The sequence below is a fragment of the Mesotoga sp. H07.pep.5.3 genome (assembly GCF_002752615.1).
GTDB lineage: Bacteria > Thermotogota > Thermotogae > Petrotogales > Kosmotogaceae > Mesotoga > Mesotoga prima.
This window is the reverse complement of the sequence record NZ_AYTV01000023.1, coordinates 37,329-53,443: the sequence shown is the minus strand read 5'-3', so window position 1 is coordinate 53,443 and position 16,115 is coordinate 37,329. Positions and strand designations below refer to the sequence as shown.

Here is a 16,115-nt window from a genome sequence, read left to right as displayed (position 1 = left end):
CGTTTATAGTCCGTAATAGCATTGGCCTTTACCTTCCACAAGTGCATCATACACCGGTTTTGTTTTCCCCGTGTAATCTCTGCTTCTGTCCAGAGCGTAACCCCTTCCTACGACGGTTACGACTTCGATCTTTCCGAGTTCCTCGCGGTACTTCTCGAGCAGATCGACGGCGCTTCTCGGCGGTGCGCTGCGTCCGTCGAGTATCAGGTGCAAAAAGATTCTTTCGATATTCTTAGATTTGGCCACCTTCAAGATCGTCAGGACCTCGTTTATATTCCCGTGGGAGCTGGCCTCCGAAAGCATCCCTACCAGATGAAGGGAGCCTCCTCCTTTTACACCGTTCAGCACCCTTTCGAGAACGGGGTGGTCTTCGAAGTGGCGTTCCATGACTCTCATCAGCCTGAGTTCGTCCTGCTCAATCAACCTTCCCGCCCCTATCGTGAGATGGCCGGTCTCGGAGTTGCCGCTCCTCCCGTGGGGAAGTCCGACGTATTCCTCGCTGGCCTTAAGCCTTGTGAAGGGGAACTCCGTCTTCAGGAAATCGAGGTTCGGAGTGTAGGCGGCCTTCAGTGGATTGATAGATGGATCGTCACTTCCCTCTCCCCAGCCGTCCAGTATGACCAGAACCACTCCGCTCGAGACGGGAACTCTCTTGAGAAGAGAGCGGCCTGTCATCTCCTCCGGTTTGCGCACGCCCATCAGCGAGAGCACCGTAGGAGCCACATCGACCAGAGAGCCGCCATCTCTGATTATATCGTCCTTCCCGAGCCGGGGATTGGCCACTATGAAGGGAACGGGCGCCGTCGTGTGAGAGACCGAAGGGGCACCTTCATCGGTGAAGCCTCTTTCCATGAGACCGTGATCGGCTGTGACTATCAGCGTGCGCCCAAGTGATGCGGCCTGGCTGTAGATCGCGCCCAGAGCTTTGTCGATCTCCTCTGCGGCCTTCACCTTCAATTCCATTTCCTGGAGATGGCCTATCACATCGCCGGCCGGGAAGTTGATTATGATGAAATCGTACCTGTCCATCAGCTTCACTACTGTCTTACCGCTATCGGCGCTCTTCATCTCCGGGTGGTTCTTGAAGTCCTTCCAGCTAGGTATGATTTTGGCCACCTGGCCGGGGTAGAGGCGACTGTGCCGGCCGTTGAAAAAGAAGGTCACGTGAGACTCCTTTTCAGATTCTGTCACCGCGAGCTGCTTCTTGCCCTCCCCGCTGAGAACTTCGCCGAGCGTCCTTTCCGGTCTGACCGGCGGAATGATCGGCTCTATCTTTGAGAACTTTTCGTGGTATTCTACCAGCGGCACGAAACGGAGCCTCGAAAAGTCGCGTACAGGAAAGGCCGTGAAATGCTTTTCCACGAAACTTTCCATCAGCTGGACTTCTCTCTCCCCCCTTCGACAGCAGAAGATAACCGTATCGCCGTCCTGAATCCTTCCCGGCCTGTTCTCTCCGTCACATGCGACGAGAGGCGGGATCCAGTAATCGTTCAGACCTTTATCGTATTGCCTTAATATCGCTTTGCAGAGATTCACACAATCACCTCATAAATTGGAAAGCGCCCCTTTCCACCGGTGGATGACATTCATGTTCTCTTCCAGCACCCTCATTCCATCTCCCGGTACGAAACCTTCGATCGATACGGTGCCCCTGTAAATTTGTGATAGTTCCTTCAGCACAGGCAGAAAATCGTAAACTCCCCTGGAGAGGGGTAGGTGAACTTTCTCCAGACTGGAGTTGCTCACGTGTACATTGTAGATTTTTCTGAGCTTCTTCATATAATCGACGATACTCTCGTTCAGCTGAGCCGGCTCGACGGAGCCTTTGTAAAGGGTGGCTGCGTGGGCTATATCGAAAGTCGTTCCCAGGGAGTCGAGATTAACGATGTCAAGAAGAACGTTAAGATCCCCGGGAGCAATCACCAGTTCGCCCGGTTTCTTTTCCATAATTTCCACCCCGACTTTAATTCCCAGCTCTTTGGCCTTCTTGCCGATTCTGAAAAGGGCTTGCGTCTGCTCCTCGAAGAAATCCTCCGGCCTGTCCTTGGAAGAGGACATGTGCCCCGGATGGACCGTTACGACATCTATGCCGAGCCGGTAAGCTATCTCGAGAGCTTCGAGCGTCTGCCTGATCGATTCGGCCTTTATCCCGGGGTTGGAGGAGGTGATGTTGACGTCTCTGGTGGGAGCGTGAAGCGTTCGTTTCAACCCCAGTGAATCCATGAGGCCTCGCAGATCTTCCAGCGAAGATTTCTCCTTCCACAGATGCTCAACCCAGATCTCAACGCCATCGGCCTTCTTCTGCGCGAAAATCTCGAGCGCGTTCCTCAAAGGAAAATCTATCAGTACGTTGGAACTTAAAAGAAAATCCATCGTCTCATCTCCATCTTGAAGCTATTGCTGCAAAGATAACAGATTTATCCGCAACAATGAAGCTATCGCTTCAGTAATAGAATACCACATAAGACCTCAAAAAAAGAAACGCAGCCCGAAAAAATCGAAGGCAAGAAAAAGAGAGAGGTAGAGATAGCGATAGAGCTGTCCTTAGTCCTTCGGAGCATGAACTCGTCCTTCGAAAGGGCAAAGAGCTATTCCTCGTTCCAACACTACACGTCCAGGTTCTTGTTTCTTTGTCCGGGATCCCGTCATCTGAACTGGTTTCATCATTTTGGTGTGATTCCGTAAACCGACACATCGCGTCATTCTGAACTTGTTTCAGAATCTCGTTCCTCATTTTTGGTTAAGGGCCACGAAGTCGAGTAGGGTGTGAGTCTCTTACGATTAGCCAACTCCACAGTTTGAAAGAGTGCTTCCGGGGGCGGAAGTTACTTCCGGTATCGGAAGTTGTTTCCGATCCTTCGGGATTTCATTTTCTATTGCATTAGTGTCCGATCCTGTGAATTCATTCTTGTGTAGAGCGGTTGCAAGTTATCATTTCCAAGATGCAAGCATAAGAACCGCTGTAGGCTTAAAAGCGGAGAACCCGCTGATCGCTGTAATGGTCGTTATCCGTTGACCGTTCAAGAGCAGGGACCCGTTCGCCGAAAATAGCAACCGAGAAAGTGCGTTGCCGAGACGTTCACTGCGCCCACGGGAAGGCGAGTCTGGCCAGGCGAAGCCTAACTGACCTGCGTTAGCAGACTGGCTCTTGGATGCTTACAACAACTCTTTTTGGAAGAGCTGTCATCCCGTAATGCTCCTATACGGGATCTCACTCTTGCTAGACTCTAGACCCCAGACTCCGGACCCCTCTTAATTTCGTCATCCGAACTTGTTTCAGCATTTCAGCATCTAGGTTTGCTATCCAAAGCAACTACATACCGTCTGAATCTGACTAAGAATCCTGTTCCTTCGATAATAGCAGTGTAGAAAGAGCATTATCGAGACGTTCACTGCGCTTACGAGAAGAGCGAGATTCTGAGCAGGATCATCATAGAATGACATGAAACAACAGAGAGACTTTTGTCCCCAGCAACTGTACCAACTCCTTACTTCTGTAAGCCGTGAGTTCTAAGTCGCAAATCAGAGGCTGAACAAAAATGTCAAATTCCTCAATCTGAACTCGTTTCATCATTTCGGTGTGATTCCTAAAACCGACACATCGCGTCATTCTGAACTTGTTTCAGAATCTCGATCTAAGATCAGTTGTAAGTTGTCAGTTCCAAGTTGCAAGCACAAGAACCGCTTTACGCTTAAAATCAAGGACCCGCTGATCGCTGTAATGGTCGTTATCCGTTGACCGTTCAAGAGCAGGGACCCGTTCGCCGAAAATAGCAACCGAGAAAGTGCGTTGCCGAGACGTTCACTGCGCTCACGAAAAGGCGAGTCTCGCCAGGTGGAGCCTGACTCGCCTGCGTTAGCAGTCTGGCTCTTGGATGCTTACAACAACTCTTTTTCGAATAGCTGTCATCCCGTAATGCTCCTATATGGGATCTCACTCTTGCTAGACTCTAGATCCCAGATTCCAGACCCCCCTTAATTTCGTCATCTGAACTTGTTTCAGCATCTTCTCTCTTATGCTCTTCTCGGAGAACGGTTGACAGTTGTTGGAAGTAAAAAAAGGGATCTTATTTGTCTCCAGCTATTCTTTCCTTGCCCGCATTGGCAAAGGAAAATACTGGTCAGAACATTAATGAAATGTAAAAAACGGAGTCTGTTACGAAAAAGCAAGTATCAAATAGGCCCGGGCTCTCGAGGCCTTCTCGAATGCAATTGCTTTTTCTCTTAAAAACGTTTCGACGTCGCTGTTTTTCGAGCAAAAAAAGAGGGATAAAACCTCCCTCACTTCACTCTCATCGTATTTGTCTAGCAGGGCCTTTAGCGGCGTAATGTTTTTGGTAATAAAGATACACTCCTCTCAATGGAGGCTCTAACGTCTATATACTCTTCCTTCGACCGCTTCTTTGCAGCTTTCATTGCTTTAACCATATTCTCCACAGCTTTTTGGTCGATATAAATCTCTTTCTCGAATGTTCTTGCTGCCATAATTCTCTCTTCTTTCTAGTGCCTTTATAATTTATTCTATTATTTCGACACGGCATTTCTGCAGATGTTCACCAAAATCCTAGTCCTTCAAACCAATCAGCTCGCCATTAGAACAAATGGCAATTTATAAACATATTGCCGATTATTCTGTTTGTAGCAGAAGTTATTCCTTTCCACGCTCTGGACCTGACTTCCATCCAGTCAACGTGCCGTGGTGAAGTTCTCTGCAATCATATGCTCTCTACTGGTATACTATTAGGCATTTACCTCTTCTGAAGAATATCAATTAATGAAGATACGGTCTTTTTCAATGTTTGACAGGTGATTCTTCCAGCTCTGTATAGTACTATTCTCTTATCCGCAGTAAAGACCTTTTTAGGTCTCACATTGCTTGGTTGATTCAGGCCTCCCTGTACAAAATCCCCCTGGTCAATAGCTATTGCAAGTTCATCTTTAATTGTCCTGCTTGTGATCTGACACATTATGACATCATCACCGCCAGCATCCGCGATAACTTACACAGGTCGCTCTTTTTGCTCCGGTGAGATCAGAGAAAAATAAAGGAATTGCCACAACATCACCATTTACAGGTTTTTCCACGCTACATCCTCTTCTTCCCTCAGCCAATCCCTGGCAAGAGCCGACTCTGAAGCATCCAGCAGCTCGCGGCTTAAGGCAGGTAGATTCCTTTCTTTCAATGCCTTCACAAACCGAAGGATTTCTTCCAAAAGAGCATCGGGTGCAGTTTCAATTTCTTTTCTCAGGAGCTGTCGTGTATCCATTAGATCGCCCCCTTTCAATGTGATTGTATCATCGCTCTATTTAGCAGGATCTCTGGTTTTGTCGAATAATTTGTACAGGAGTATTGTGTTCAATATCGTATCTTGGTAGTCCTGTGAAATCTCCCCGGTTAGAGCCTTCGGCTTTTTGAAGTTTTGCAAATTGAATAAATAATCGCTCTTTCATAGAATGAATAACACTATTAGCCCTCGTCCAAAAAACTTATCTGATGTGTGTATTGCTGGATAATTCTTTATACGTATTGTCGGATCGATAGTATATCATTTTCTTCCAAACTCGTTTTTTAATACCCCTTCAATAACCTATTTAGAAAGCTTCTTATACAGTTCTCGCAGATCCGTCTGCAGAACTATGAGTCTGACCCTTTCTTATTCGTTGGCCAGTCTGCTATCGCAGGCCAGTTACACTTCGTGCGGCCGGTCTTTGCTTCGCAAAGGCCAGTTCCGACTTCGTCAGGTATAAGAGCTGTTATTCGTCGACCGTACAAGAGCAAGAACCTGTTCACCGAAAAGATCAATCGAGAAAGGGTATGTCGAGACGTTCGCTGCGCTTACGAGAAGGCCGGAATTCACACGCCAAGGATTAATATTCCAACCAGAAGATAGTCAAATAACTAGAATAAGAAAAAACCGTCATCCCGTAGTGCTCCTGTACGGGATCTCGTTCCCAAGTCTCTCTTTCTTTGGTTTTTTGCCTCCTGGCGCGTAAGCGTCAGCATCACTTCCCCGGATGGCCTTCCGGGCATCACTTCCTCGCGCCAGCGAGCATCACTTCCTGCCTGAGGCAGCATCACTTCAGATCTTGATGCCACCAACCCCGGCTCTCCAAAAAAGCAAGTCTGTCACGAAAAAAACTTGAGCGATGTTGCCGATTGCGCAAGGGAAATGGACAACAATAAACGTTTTTCAGAAAGCAATGTTAACACCGGGATTCCGTAATAACTATCATTTTCAATTACGGGGAAAATGCGGTATGATAATGATGATCTACCTCTGCTAGAACGACTCTTAGAATACTTTGCCAACGACAAAGAGGTGTCAGATCACTTTGAATTACCTTTCTTGCTAATTGTGTCGTTGGATAGACTCTTGGTACATATTCTTCATGTGAGTAAGGGGTAACATGTGCTATAAATTTTTACCGATGAGTATGGTTCACCAACATACAAAAATCTTCATAAAGATCCAAACAAAGCATTCTTCCTGTCTGCTATTGTAATTGAGCCCAAAGAATATCCGCTAGTCGATAGAGAGATCAAGGCCTTCAAATTTCGATGGTTCAATACGCAGAAGGTCTTTCTTAGATTCCGGCTCATATCTAACAGGGAAAGCATCTGTTCATTTCTTTCAGACAAAGCATTGGAAAAAAGGTTTCACGATGACCTTTACGAGACGCTCAAAAGATGCAAATTCAGGACGCTTGGAGTATATATCTCAAAAGAAAAAATGCAGCAGCAGTATTCGTATCCGGTACATCCATATTTATCGTCTATTCAGCTGATTTGTGAAAGGCTAATTTGGAATGATGAGAAGGACTTTAGATGGTGTTTTGAGAGTAGGGGTACCAGAGAAGATAAGGTCTACGAAGAAGGATTGAGAAGGCAGGAAAGGTATGGATACATAGACCCTGCCTTACCAATGTACCTTTCAAATGAGCTAAAGAAACTGAATATCAGTGCTGTTTTTCGCACAAAGAAGCACTTCGTGTCAGGTTTAGATATAGCAGATACGGCAGCATACTGTATGGGCTCAATCATAAGGAAATGGGAACTGGGCGTCTCAGATTTCTGGCCGTTTTCTGAAAGAATAGCTCGACTTCTCTTCGGTAGAATATTCCACGAAAGAGCAATAGTCATTCTACCCTAAAAAAAACGGAGCAGTAATGCTCCGCCGACCGGGTTCGCCCGATCCAATTGATACAATATGATTATAACAACTGATAATTGTTTCATCAACAACAAACGCGCAAGATACGAGGCGTATCAGGGATTAATTATGAGATATTATTATCAAAATGGTTCTATTGACAGATATTTCGGTTTAATCACTCCAAACCGTCCGAAATCCTCTTCCTACGAAAGGTGTAACGGTATGTGATACCTTAGCTTTTTTTGTCGGACCATTGTCATTCCTTACTATTCTACACATGTTAGCTTTTTGGACACCTTTCCTTTGATCATAATGTCCGCACTATGATTCCGGTCCTTAGATATATGCAAACATTATTTTCTCCGTTCGATTGCCAGATACAAGTGAACTTACCACAAAGCGACTGTGAAAGTCTCTTTAATATAAGAATCTATCTTCACGTTACATCGACAGGCTTAGAGGTAATTGCTGTGTTGCCGACTGGCATAGAGTCTAATTTTCCTCTTGGAAACGCCAGCTCTTCAGTCACACTTTCTTTTCCCTCTGGAGATCCTCATATACTGAAAGGCAAGTCCGTACGATGAAATCATCTGCGGGGTTTGTCGTGAGTTTGTCTCCAAGAATCTTATCAGTAGAAGGAGTTGTAACGAATGTACTCCACCATTTCCTGTCTTTTTCCTCTCCTTGCAGCATATCTCAATATGGTATCTGCGTTTGGTGCATATGTATCGAAGGCATTTCTGAAAACCCTGTCCATTTCGGCATCACCAAATGGCTCAAGAGCGGGCTCCCTTGAGAACAAATCTACAAGCATCTTCTCGAGTCTCGGTATTACGATTCCATCACTCTCCATGATCGGAGCTTCAGTAATGAGTCTTCCCACGAATATTGCAGGGGACTGGCCAGAAACATAGAGATCGATATCTTCAGTAGAAGGATTTAGGAGTAGTAGATTTTCGGTAAGAGAGGAATTCTTCTTCAGTGCTTCTTGTAGCACCTCAAAGACTGCCCTTTCAGCTTCTCTCTGCGCTTCAACAACTATGATTTGTATAGAGGCTATATGAAGCGCGAACTCATTCAGCCAGGAAGGTTTCCAAACGCATATTCTGGTTAGTGGCAGCTGTTTCCTAAGCACAAGATATACCTCTCTAAGGGATTTGTCTATCTCTGGAGTATAGTTGTGCAGCTTCTTGAGTGTGTATAGACCGCGCCCGACAGGGGTAATGATTCCGCTCCTTTTCAGAGCATTCAGTCTGGTTCGGATAGTAACAGGGCTTATCTCTTCTCCGGGAAGAATAAGAAACGGCTTGAGCTCCTCAGTAGTGAAGGAGTCCCTATCTCTAAGTATTGAATTCATTCTTTTGCCACTCCGTTTTGAAGACCAGGTTTCGCCTTTCAAATCAATCAACTCGCTTATAGAACAATTGGCAATTTTTATATATATTGCCGATTGTTCGAATTATAACACGATAAGGGCTTCATTTCTCGTAAGAACTAAGAGTCTGACCCGTTCAATCTCCGAATACCGGTCTTGTCGACTATTCTGTCTCGATCATCCGGAGAGATTCTTCCCTGGACCGCCGCGGCATTAACGAAAGAGATGAAGTCGTCTCCACCTGGTATTATGTAATTTGAGTAAGATTCGAGAAGCTTGTCTGAAAGAGCTCTCGAGCCGTCTTCAAGCTTTGAAACCAGGGACTTCGTCCTTCCCAGCAGAAGCGCTATCTCCTCCTGAGTGAGGTTTAGATTCTCTCTGGCTTTCCTGAGATCTGCCGGCGACGGGATGCAATTAGTCTTTTCATAATTGTCCCAGATCTTCTTCCAGGCTTCATCGAGGGATCTGGCATCCACATATGAACTTCCGCATCCATCACATCTATAGACATCGTAGGAAAGTCTGACTTGACTCCCCTTGAAACTCTCGATGCTCTCTTCCTTAGATAGGCGCATTTCCCTTCCACATTCGGGACATCTCATGAAATCAACTCCCGTACTCTGCAAGATGCAAAGATAGACAGATCAGCCTTTCCTTAAAGCTATAACTCAGCTTCAAATAGACTTTGTCTTTATATTCGTAGTTTTCTGGGGCCAAAAATTCATCATCGGTAATATCAAGTTCTCTGAGTATTGACTCAAGCGGTAAGGATTTCCAGAAAAGAATCGTAAATGAATCTCTTTGATTATCTTCTCTGATCTCATCGGGGCAGATATCTTTTGCCACCTTCCACGTTGCCTCAAGCACATCATAACGCTCTCTTATTCCTGACTTGTAGAAAGCATTACAAAAATAGGAGTCTGAGCCTATTTTACGCTTTGGTAGCAGAGTTTCTTGTGATCACATGCCTTCTCCCTGGGTCACTATGAGCCTGTCTATCTCTTCTAACTTCCCGCGTCGCCTGGCATATCTTCTCAGCGTGCTCAGACTCACGTCGTAATCCTTCAAAGCCCTGTGATATATGTTGCGTAACTCCTCTCCCTGAAATGATACGAAGAGATCCCTCTCGCAGACAAGATCGACAAGTATTTTCTCTAACCTCGGTATAACGACATTATCAAAGGATGTTACAGGGGCTTCAGTTACAAGCGACCTTACAACAAAACACTTCTTGCATCCGAGAATGTAGTTGTTTATCTCCTTCGGAGTCGGATCGATGAACACCCGGGAGTAGGATGCTTTGATATATTCAAACACGCTGTCCTCTGTGCCTCGCTGAGTTTCTATGATCACCATAGAAGAAAGCGCCTGCTGAACAGTGAATTCGTTCAGCCATCTGCTGTTCCAGACACACAGATTCTCCAGGTACGGGAAGTTCTTGCGAAGCTTCTTGAACAAACCGGAGAGTTCCTTCGATACGGCAGGTTCGAACTCACGTTTGCTTCCGGCTTCATAGACGCCTCTTCTGACATTTCTGATGAGTCCTTCTTTCTTCAGCCGGTGCAGGGTTGCATAATAAGTACCTGGCTTCCTATTAGGTAAAAGTGTACTCAGTTCATTGATCAGTTGATAGTGCATAAGAAACTGATTGTTTTTGAACCACTCATTTACTTGGTTTCGACTAACCTTCTCCATTGAAATCACCTACAAATAATGGCAATAAATATAGACAATTGCCGTTATTTGTAATTATAGCATATGCTTCTTGCTGAAACACGATCCTTCAACCCGGGGGAGGACTTAGTTGTTCTAGATGGGTATCAAGTATAATTACCTATTGATAAAGCCTCTATGGGTTTTGCAGTCGTCGACGTGAAGACTGAAAGAGAATGATAAAAGCCTATTGATGTTGCCTCGTTTAACACGGCTGTCTTATGAAGTTGTCAACAAGACTGTCGATGGATGTTTCGAGTATTTGTTTCACATCATTGATTGAAAGAATACATAAAAGCGTCTCCTTTTCAATCTAACAACCAACGGAAAACCTTGCACTAAAATCATATCTTTTTTACTCAGAGAACCCATCCTGAACAGATATACACCTTTCAGAGTAAGTGCATCGCCAAGCAATTTAACAAATACGCAGATCCGTCTGCAAAATCAGGAGTCTGACCCGTTCATTCTTAGACCCAGTGCACGGGAAAGCCTGAGCATCATTTCATACGATATGTTCTGCCTGCCGGATTCGATTCTTGCGATCACTCCTTGAGATGTTCCTATCGCTTCGGCCAGATCCTTCTGCGAGAGTCCCTTCTCAAGCCTTGCAGATTTTATCTCCCTAACAAAAACCCTAAGCGGTCTCTTCGAATAGTAAACTTTGGCGAATTTCTCGTCTTTGAGCCATTCCTTTTTTAGAGAGTCAAAAGAGCGCATCATTTTTCACCTTCTATAAGCGTCTTTATAGGATCTTCCGAGTCATCGAGGATGTCGTCTTCGAATGCCAGCAGGTCGTCTTTCAACTGAAGCATCTCTTCGTCCTCCGAAGAAGATAAGATTTCAGTAATCGCGTCGAATGCCTTCTTTCTTTCGGTTGCATCGATCTCCTGGAGCATCTTCCATACTCTGTCGAACATGATCACTGTAATCACCCCCATTGCCTTTTGTCTCAACACAAAAGGGTAGACGCATAATCCCGCTTTGGTGCAGCAAAATCCCACTCCAAACTGCCAATCTGAACTTAATGTAAGAACGCGAGTCTGTCACGAAAAAAACTAATGAGCTTGAAGTCATCTATATGCGTCTCCGCGTTTAACTATCTGAACCACAAGAATTACAAACTCATCTCCCCGGATCTGGAAAATGATCCTGTAATCGCCGACCCTCATCCGCAGAAGTCCGTTGTATTTACCAGAAAGACTTTTAACGTCGGGTCTCTCCCTCGCCTTTCCGTCGTAGTAATCAACCAGCTGTCGGAAGCTTTTGTCTATTCTATTCTTAACCGTGGTATCGAGCTTTTCGTGTTGCCGTTTGCTCAATCTCGTGAAGCTAATCCGGTAACTCATAGCTATCGACGATTTCCAGATCCTCTTCCGTCATCTGATCCAGTATCTTTGTGAGTTCTTCATTCTCTTCGGGGTCGCACGGCTCGCTAGTAGCCATTATCTTGAAGTACATCGAATTGTAGCCTTCAGTCTTTATGAGATTCCATAAAGCCGTCTCAATGATTTCGCTGGCGCTCTTACCCTGTACGCGCCTGAGCTCCTTCAGAACCTTCCATGAAGAAGGTTTCATCATGATATTGTGCCTCTCTTTGGTTTCCTTTATATCTTTCATGCGATCACCGTCTTATACGCACTATGTGTATAATGAGTATATCACGAAAACTTGAAATTCCCCGCTTTAGATACCAACCGTGAGGTCTGCCATTTTAGTAGCTACGAGTTACTCAACAAATATCTGTGAGCAGTCCAAAATCCCGTATACAAAGCTTGGTTATTTTTGAACATAGTATGGTCCCCAGACACATAGTTAATTGAAATCATCGCCCCTTGGAAAAACATACTTTGATCAGTGCTATGTTCTACCGTAACAGAAACACCAATTGCCACATCTCCATTTGGCTGCACCATTCCAAATAACGGTCCAAGAACACTATCAGGAACAAACAACAACTTCTCCGCTTAAGACTCCTCAAGAAGAGGCAGAGCATAAATTGCCTTTTCGATTATGCCTGGATCTCTTTTGGGGAATCTCTCGTTTCTCAGTTTCATTATCCATTCGCGTTCAAGAGAAGCGTTGTCAATCACAACACCCACACCTCGCCAATATTATCGGTCACAAATTTCCTTATTCTTCTCCACCTTCCTCTTCGTGAAGCATATCTCCTAAGCACGCTTTGATCAATAGCAAACCTTTCAAAGGCCTCTTCGAAAAGCTCTACCGTCATATCTCCCTGAATATAGTCATAGACCTGTTCATCGCAGAACACGTCTACAAGAATCTTTTCAAGGGATGAAAGAGGAACATCATCCACCGACGTAATCGGAGATTGCGTAACTAGGTTCTTGACTATTAGGAGTACTGGCAAGCCCGATCCATAGAGGCGCATATCTCTTTCGGAAGGTTTGAGCAGCACACTGTCATACCTTAATGAAAGAAAGTCAAAAACAGACTCTTCAGTGCCCTTTTCAGTCTCGATAACAAATCTCCTGCCAGCTGCCTGCTGCGAAATGAAGGAGTTTATCCAGTATGTATCTGTCAAACAGAGTCCTAGGTAAGGAAACTCTTCGGCCAGAGAAATCCATAAATCCTTAAGCTCAGCAGATATTGATGGAAGGTAGGTAGGTTTCACCTCTGTGCTGAAAACACCCTTGGCAACTCTAGAAATCATCCCCATCTTCTCCAAGGATTGGGCAAGACCACTAACGCTTGTCAATTCACTCGGTTCTCTAATATCCGAAAGCCTTAGAAAGCTCCCTTTCATCCCATCAATCTTCAAGTCTGACACGGCAAGGTTTTCTATTCTGTAGATCCCCCTGCCTGCCGAGCTAAGCAAACCGATTTTCTTGAGTGAATTAATGCGCCAGTCAAGGCGTTGCTCAGAATCCTCCGGGAACAGTCTTCCCAAATAAGTGATAAGCTTCCGTCTGGTAATAAGTCCCGATTCATCGGCAAGATCAGAAATGTCTCTCTCAAAATTTCTCACAAACACCTCCAGCTATATCTATTAAGTACGTCAATTATATCAGAGTATTGACAAATTTATTAGATATGATCTGAATTTCGAAAAAGCGAACTGATTTCTGAAAGAACGAGATTCTGATATGGGACTATAGACCGCTCAGAATGTACGTGAATTGTATAGAATGTTGCTCAGAAGGGAAATAGCCTTTCTTTTTCATATAAGTGGTCACAGCTCTTCTTAGAATTGTGTTTGGGCTTTCAGCAACTTCCATTTCCGCCCTTCATAAACCCCAAAGCGTCACCTCCTAGCTTGTTTCTGCCTTCGTTTTGTCTATGATCTCCTTGAAGTGTTCGTGGCAGTATGACTTTCCACCTAGAAGCTCTGAATTCTTCCTGCATATCTCCTTTTGATTCTGATCGATCAATCTTCCGCAAACATGGCAGACATTGGAATTGGAGCTTAGCCTTTCCTGAACTTCTTCCTTGTACTTCTGATATCTCTTGAATTCCAGACCGTAGCTCTCGGCCAGTCTCTTCGCCTCAATCGGCAGCAAACCATCTACCAAAAACACTCCGTGCTTTGCCCCGTGTTTCGGGAGAGAAGCGGCCAGACTCTGCACTTCGGAGTTATGGATTTCATCATTGCCCTCTCTAATGGAGAACACAGTTTTTTCTCCGAAGATGTCCGCGATAAGATCAACGGAGGAATAATCGCCCCGCGGCGGAAAATCACAGGATATTCCATAACTTTCGAGAAGGTCCTTGAACTCGAGAACGAGAAGATTCCTGAGGCTCTTCACATTTCGCTCGGGCTTCAAATACCTCCTGATCCTAAACGACACGAGATTTACAGCGATTATCTGTGCAAAGAGCAGGACTAGAACCACCTGATAAGGAATCACAAATGCAAGCGCGATGATTGCAGCCGATACCACCCACCAGTACTTCCTGAAGTAGAACAGAATCATAGGGTTTTTCCTGTCATTTTATGTCCGTTTCGTTCGAATCCACTTTCACACCTCGTCCAGAAAACAAATGAATATCAATTGGACCATTATTCAAAGAACGGCAAAATACCTCTTTATCTTCTGAGCCATGAGATAACGTCGCTCTTCAAGGAATTCTTCATAGTCGTCTATTGTCATATTCACTGTGTTTTCAGGGATGCAGTTCATCTTCCAGTTCTCAAGCATTTCTGACTTCAGCGTGATACCTCCATACTTGAGACCCCCACCATTGCATTGATTTAGAGCTTCTGTAAGGTATTGTGAAGGCGGCTTAGAACTGATAGCAATGTTGATCTCGCTCTGTGTCATCGCATAGTTGGCAATCTGATTGTATTTTCCTCTGGTAAGTCCGAATTTCTTCAGGTATTCCTTCGGGAAAATGTGATGAACATCTCCCTTTAGGCTCACAAGATCTGCGACGCAGATATCGCGTGAAAGGAAACCCTTGTCCTTAAGCTTCACTTGAGCCGCAAGATAGACATTGAAAGATGGGCTGCTGGAAACCGAAGTATTCATTTGCTGCGGCAAGCCTACCTCCCAGAAAGCATCTGAGAGCTCTGCTGAAAAGACATTTTCTATGAAGGACTTCCCATTCTCATGTATTCTCCTGATATCATAGTCAAAAGTAGATTCGGGAGAACTGGAATAACGACTCGTAAGAATTGAAAGGACAAACCACTTTCTGACTAACGATTCAATTTCCGCTTGATCGCAATTCATCTCGCGAAGAGTTAGATACATGATGTATGCGAAGTTGATCGAATTCTGGGATCTGATCATAGAACTATCTATGAAACCTGCAGAACGGAGAATCATGATGAACTTCTTGAAGTTGTTTTCATTCATGAAATCCATAACGCCGGTTTTCAATAGATCAAATGAGCGTTCTGAAATCTCCTCTTCGAACTCTCTCGTTTCGAAATTCCTGCCGGAAAGAAGCGCAACCAAATCCTGCAATCTACCTCTTTTGAATTTCGAAGTGAAGGCTACTCTAAGCATGTCTGTATAAGAAGGATCATACAAGTCATCATTTTCATTCTTTAGCCAAGACATCCTGCTGAAGTAATCAGTTTTGGTGAACTCTTCATCTACCTCCTGGAGTTGTTGATAGAACTCCGGAGCGATGGCCAAATGACAGAAATAATCTATTGCCTTCCTGAGATTGTTGCCGCCATATGTTTCATTCACAGAGATCTTCGACATCGCAAAGTCCGCTTGACTAAGCACTGAGCCAGCCGAATTGATTCTTATGAAGATTTCTGTAACCGTTTCGATATCCAGATCAGAATTAAGTTCAATCAAGCCAATCGGGTTATTTATGATGCCTTTAAGTGACTCTAGACTCTCAAAAATCTCGTCTTCGTTCTCAACAGAATTCAATTCGCAGTAATTATTAACCGCCTGAATCAATCTGAAATCAGGTCTGAAGATTGCAGAGATGTCTGGAATCCAGTTCCTATCCTTCCTTATAGCGGGATTAGTAACCTCGAATCTTTTTTCTAGCGGGTGGAAGGCAATGGCTATCCGAATCCTGCGATAATCCTTGGTAACTACTTTCTGACCCAACAGAGCTGCCATCAGGGCGGTAACTCTCTGTTGCCCGTCGATAAGAATTCTCTTGCCAACCGATTTAGTGCCGTCCTTGAGTTTGACATTCGGATTTTGCCAAGCAATAAGGTATCCTATGGGATAACCCTGATAAAGAGAATCCAGAAGATCCCTAACCTTAATCGCGTCCCAAACGAAGGGCCGCTGAATCTCTGGTATGGCAACTGCCTGTGACTGAACCCACGTGAGCAAAGTCTGAATTGGGTGTTGATTAACCGAGTATTGCTGTATAACCACTACGAAACCTCCTTTGATCCTATGTAGTACAAAGAACAGTTTATCTAACGG

Annotated in this window: 17 protein-coding genes; 1 reads left to right on the top strand and 16 read right to left on the bottom strand. The window is 44.8% G+C overall.

What is annotated here, in order from left to right; translation table 11 throughout:
* Positions 1–3: 3 nt before the first annotated feature.
* The 4 genes from V513_RS10400 to V513_RS10385 all read right to left on the bottom strand — a co-directional run bounded on the left by V513_RS10400 (position 4) and on the right by V513_RS10385 (position 5,267).
* Positions 4–1,536 carry a sulfatase-like hydrolase/transferase gene (locus tag V513_RS10400; RefSeq protein WP_099772704.1) on the bottom strand — a complete coding sequence of 511 codons (1,533 nt, stop codon included), beginning with the start codon at positions 1,534–1,536 and terminating at the stop codon, positions 4–6.
* A gap of 9 nt (positions 1,537–1,545) precedes the next feature.
* Positions 1,546–2,373 carry a sugar phosphate isomerase/epimerase family protein gene (locus V513_RS10395; protein ID WP_099772703.1) on the bottom strand — a complete coding sequence of 276 codons (828 nt, stop codon included), beginning with the start codon at positions 2,371–2,373 and terminating at the stop codon, positions 1,546–1,548.
* Between the two features lie 1,944 nt (positions 2,374–4,317).
* On the bottom strand, positions 4,318–4,485 hold the full coding sequence (locus V513_RS13890) for a hypothetical protein (protein WP_180274881.1): 168 nt from the start codon (positions 4,483–4,485) through the stop codon (positions 4,318–4,320).
* A 584-nt stretch (positions 4,486–5,069) separates the two neighbouring features.
* Complete coding sequence (locus V513_RS10385) at positions 5,070–5,267, bottom strand: hypothetical protein (protein WP_099772702.1); 198 nt, start codon at positions 5,265–5,267, stop codon at positions 5,070–5,072.
* A gap of 1,377 nt (positions 5,268–6,644) precedes the next feature.
* Between V513_RS10385 and V513_RS10375 the strand changes: the two genes are divergently transcribed.
* A complete protein-coding gene (locus V513_RS10375) occupies positions 6,645–7,151 on the top strand; it encodes a hypothetical protein (RefSeq protein ID WP_099772701.1) in 507 nt (168 codons plus the stop codon).
* A gap of 631 nt (positions 7,152–7,782) precedes the next feature.
* Here V513_RS10375 and V513_RS10370 read toward each other — a convergent pair.
* The 12 genes from V513_RS10370 to V513_RS10315 form a co-directional block, all read right to left on the bottom strand.
* Positions 7,783–8,511, bottom strand: coding sequence for a DUF6577 family protein (locus tag V513_RS10370; RefSeq protein ID WP_099772700.1), 729 nt, complete (start codon positions 8,509–8,511; stop codon positions 7,783–7,785).
* Between the two features lie 137 nt (positions 8,512–8,648).
* Positions 8,649–9,131, bottom strand: coding sequence for a type II TA system antitoxin MqsA family protein (locus V513_RS10365; RefSeq protein ID WP_099772699.1), 483 nt, complete (start codon positions 9,129–9,131; stop codon positions 8,649–8,651).
* A 4-nt stretch (positions 9,132–9,135) separates the two neighbouring features.
* On the bottom strand, positions 9,136–9,396 hold the full coding sequence (locus V513_RS10360) for a hypothetical protein (RefSeq protein WP_099772698.1): 261 nt from the start codon (positions 9,394–9,396) through the stop codon (positions 9,136–9,138).
* 93 nt (positions 9,397–9,489) lie between these two features.
* Positions 9,490–10,224, bottom strand: coding sequence for a DUF6577 family protein (locus V513_RS10355; protein WP_099772697.1), 735 nt, complete (start codon positions 10,222–10,224; stop codon positions 9,490–9,492).
* Between the two features lie 465 nt (positions 10,225–10,689).
* Positions 10,690–10,965 (bottom strand): helix-turn-helix domain-containing protein, encoded by a 276-nt coding sequence (locus V513_RS10350; RefSeq protein ID WP_099772696.1) that lies wholly within the window; start codon positions 10,963–10,965, stop codon positions 10,690–10,692.
* Positions 10,962–11,168, bottom strand: coding sequence for a hypothetical protein (locus V513_RS10345; RefSeq protein ID WP_099772695.1), 207 nt, complete (start codon positions 11,166–11,168; stop codon positions 10,962–10,964). The genes V513_RS10350 and V513_RS10345 overlap by 4 nt, the downstream gene beginning before the upstream one ends.
* A 147-nt stretch (positions 11,169–11,315) precedes the next feature.
* Entirely contained in the window at positions 11,316–11,591 is a 276-nt protein-coding gene (locus V513_RS10340; RefSeq protein ID WP_257212074.1) for a type II toxin-antitoxin system RelE family toxin, read from the bottom strand.
* Positions 11,575–11,862, bottom strand: a complete 288-nt coding sequence (locus V513_RS10335) for a hypothetical protein (RefSeq protein ID WP_099772693.1) — start codon at positions 11,860–11,862, stop codon at positions 11,575–11,577. The genes V513_RS10340 and V513_RS10335 overlap by 17 nt, the downstream gene beginning before the upstream one ends.
* 347 nt (positions 11,863–12,209) lie before the next feature.
* Positions 12,210–12,335 (bottom strand): hypothetical protein, encoded by a 126-nt coding sequence (locus tag V513_RS14265; RefSeq protein ID WP_257212073.1) that lies wholly within the window; start codon positions 12,333–12,335, stop codon positions 12,210–12,212.
* Positions 12,332–13,234, bottom strand: coding sequence for a DUF6577 family protein (locus tag V513_RS10325; RefSeq protein WP_099772691.1), 903 nt, complete (start codon positions 13,232–13,234; stop codon positions 12,332–12,334). The genes V513_RS14265 and V513_RS10325 overlap by 4 nt, the downstream gene beginning before the upstream one ends.
* Positions 13,235–13,517: 283 nt before the next feature.
* Positions 13,518–14,180 (bottom strand): restriction endonuclease, encoded by a 663-nt coding sequence (locus V513_RS10320; protein WP_099772690.1) that lies wholly within the window; start codon positions 14,178–14,180, stop codon positions 13,518–13,520.
* Between the two features lie 90 nt (positions 14,181–14,270).
* On the bottom strand, positions 14,271–16,064 hold the full coding sequence (locus V513_RS10315) for a GmrSD restriction endonuclease domain-containing protein (RefSeq protein WP_099772689.1): 1,794 nt from the start codon (positions 16,062–16,064) through the stop codon (positions 14,271–14,273).
* Between the last annotated feature and the right edge of the window lie 51 nt (positions 16,065–16,115).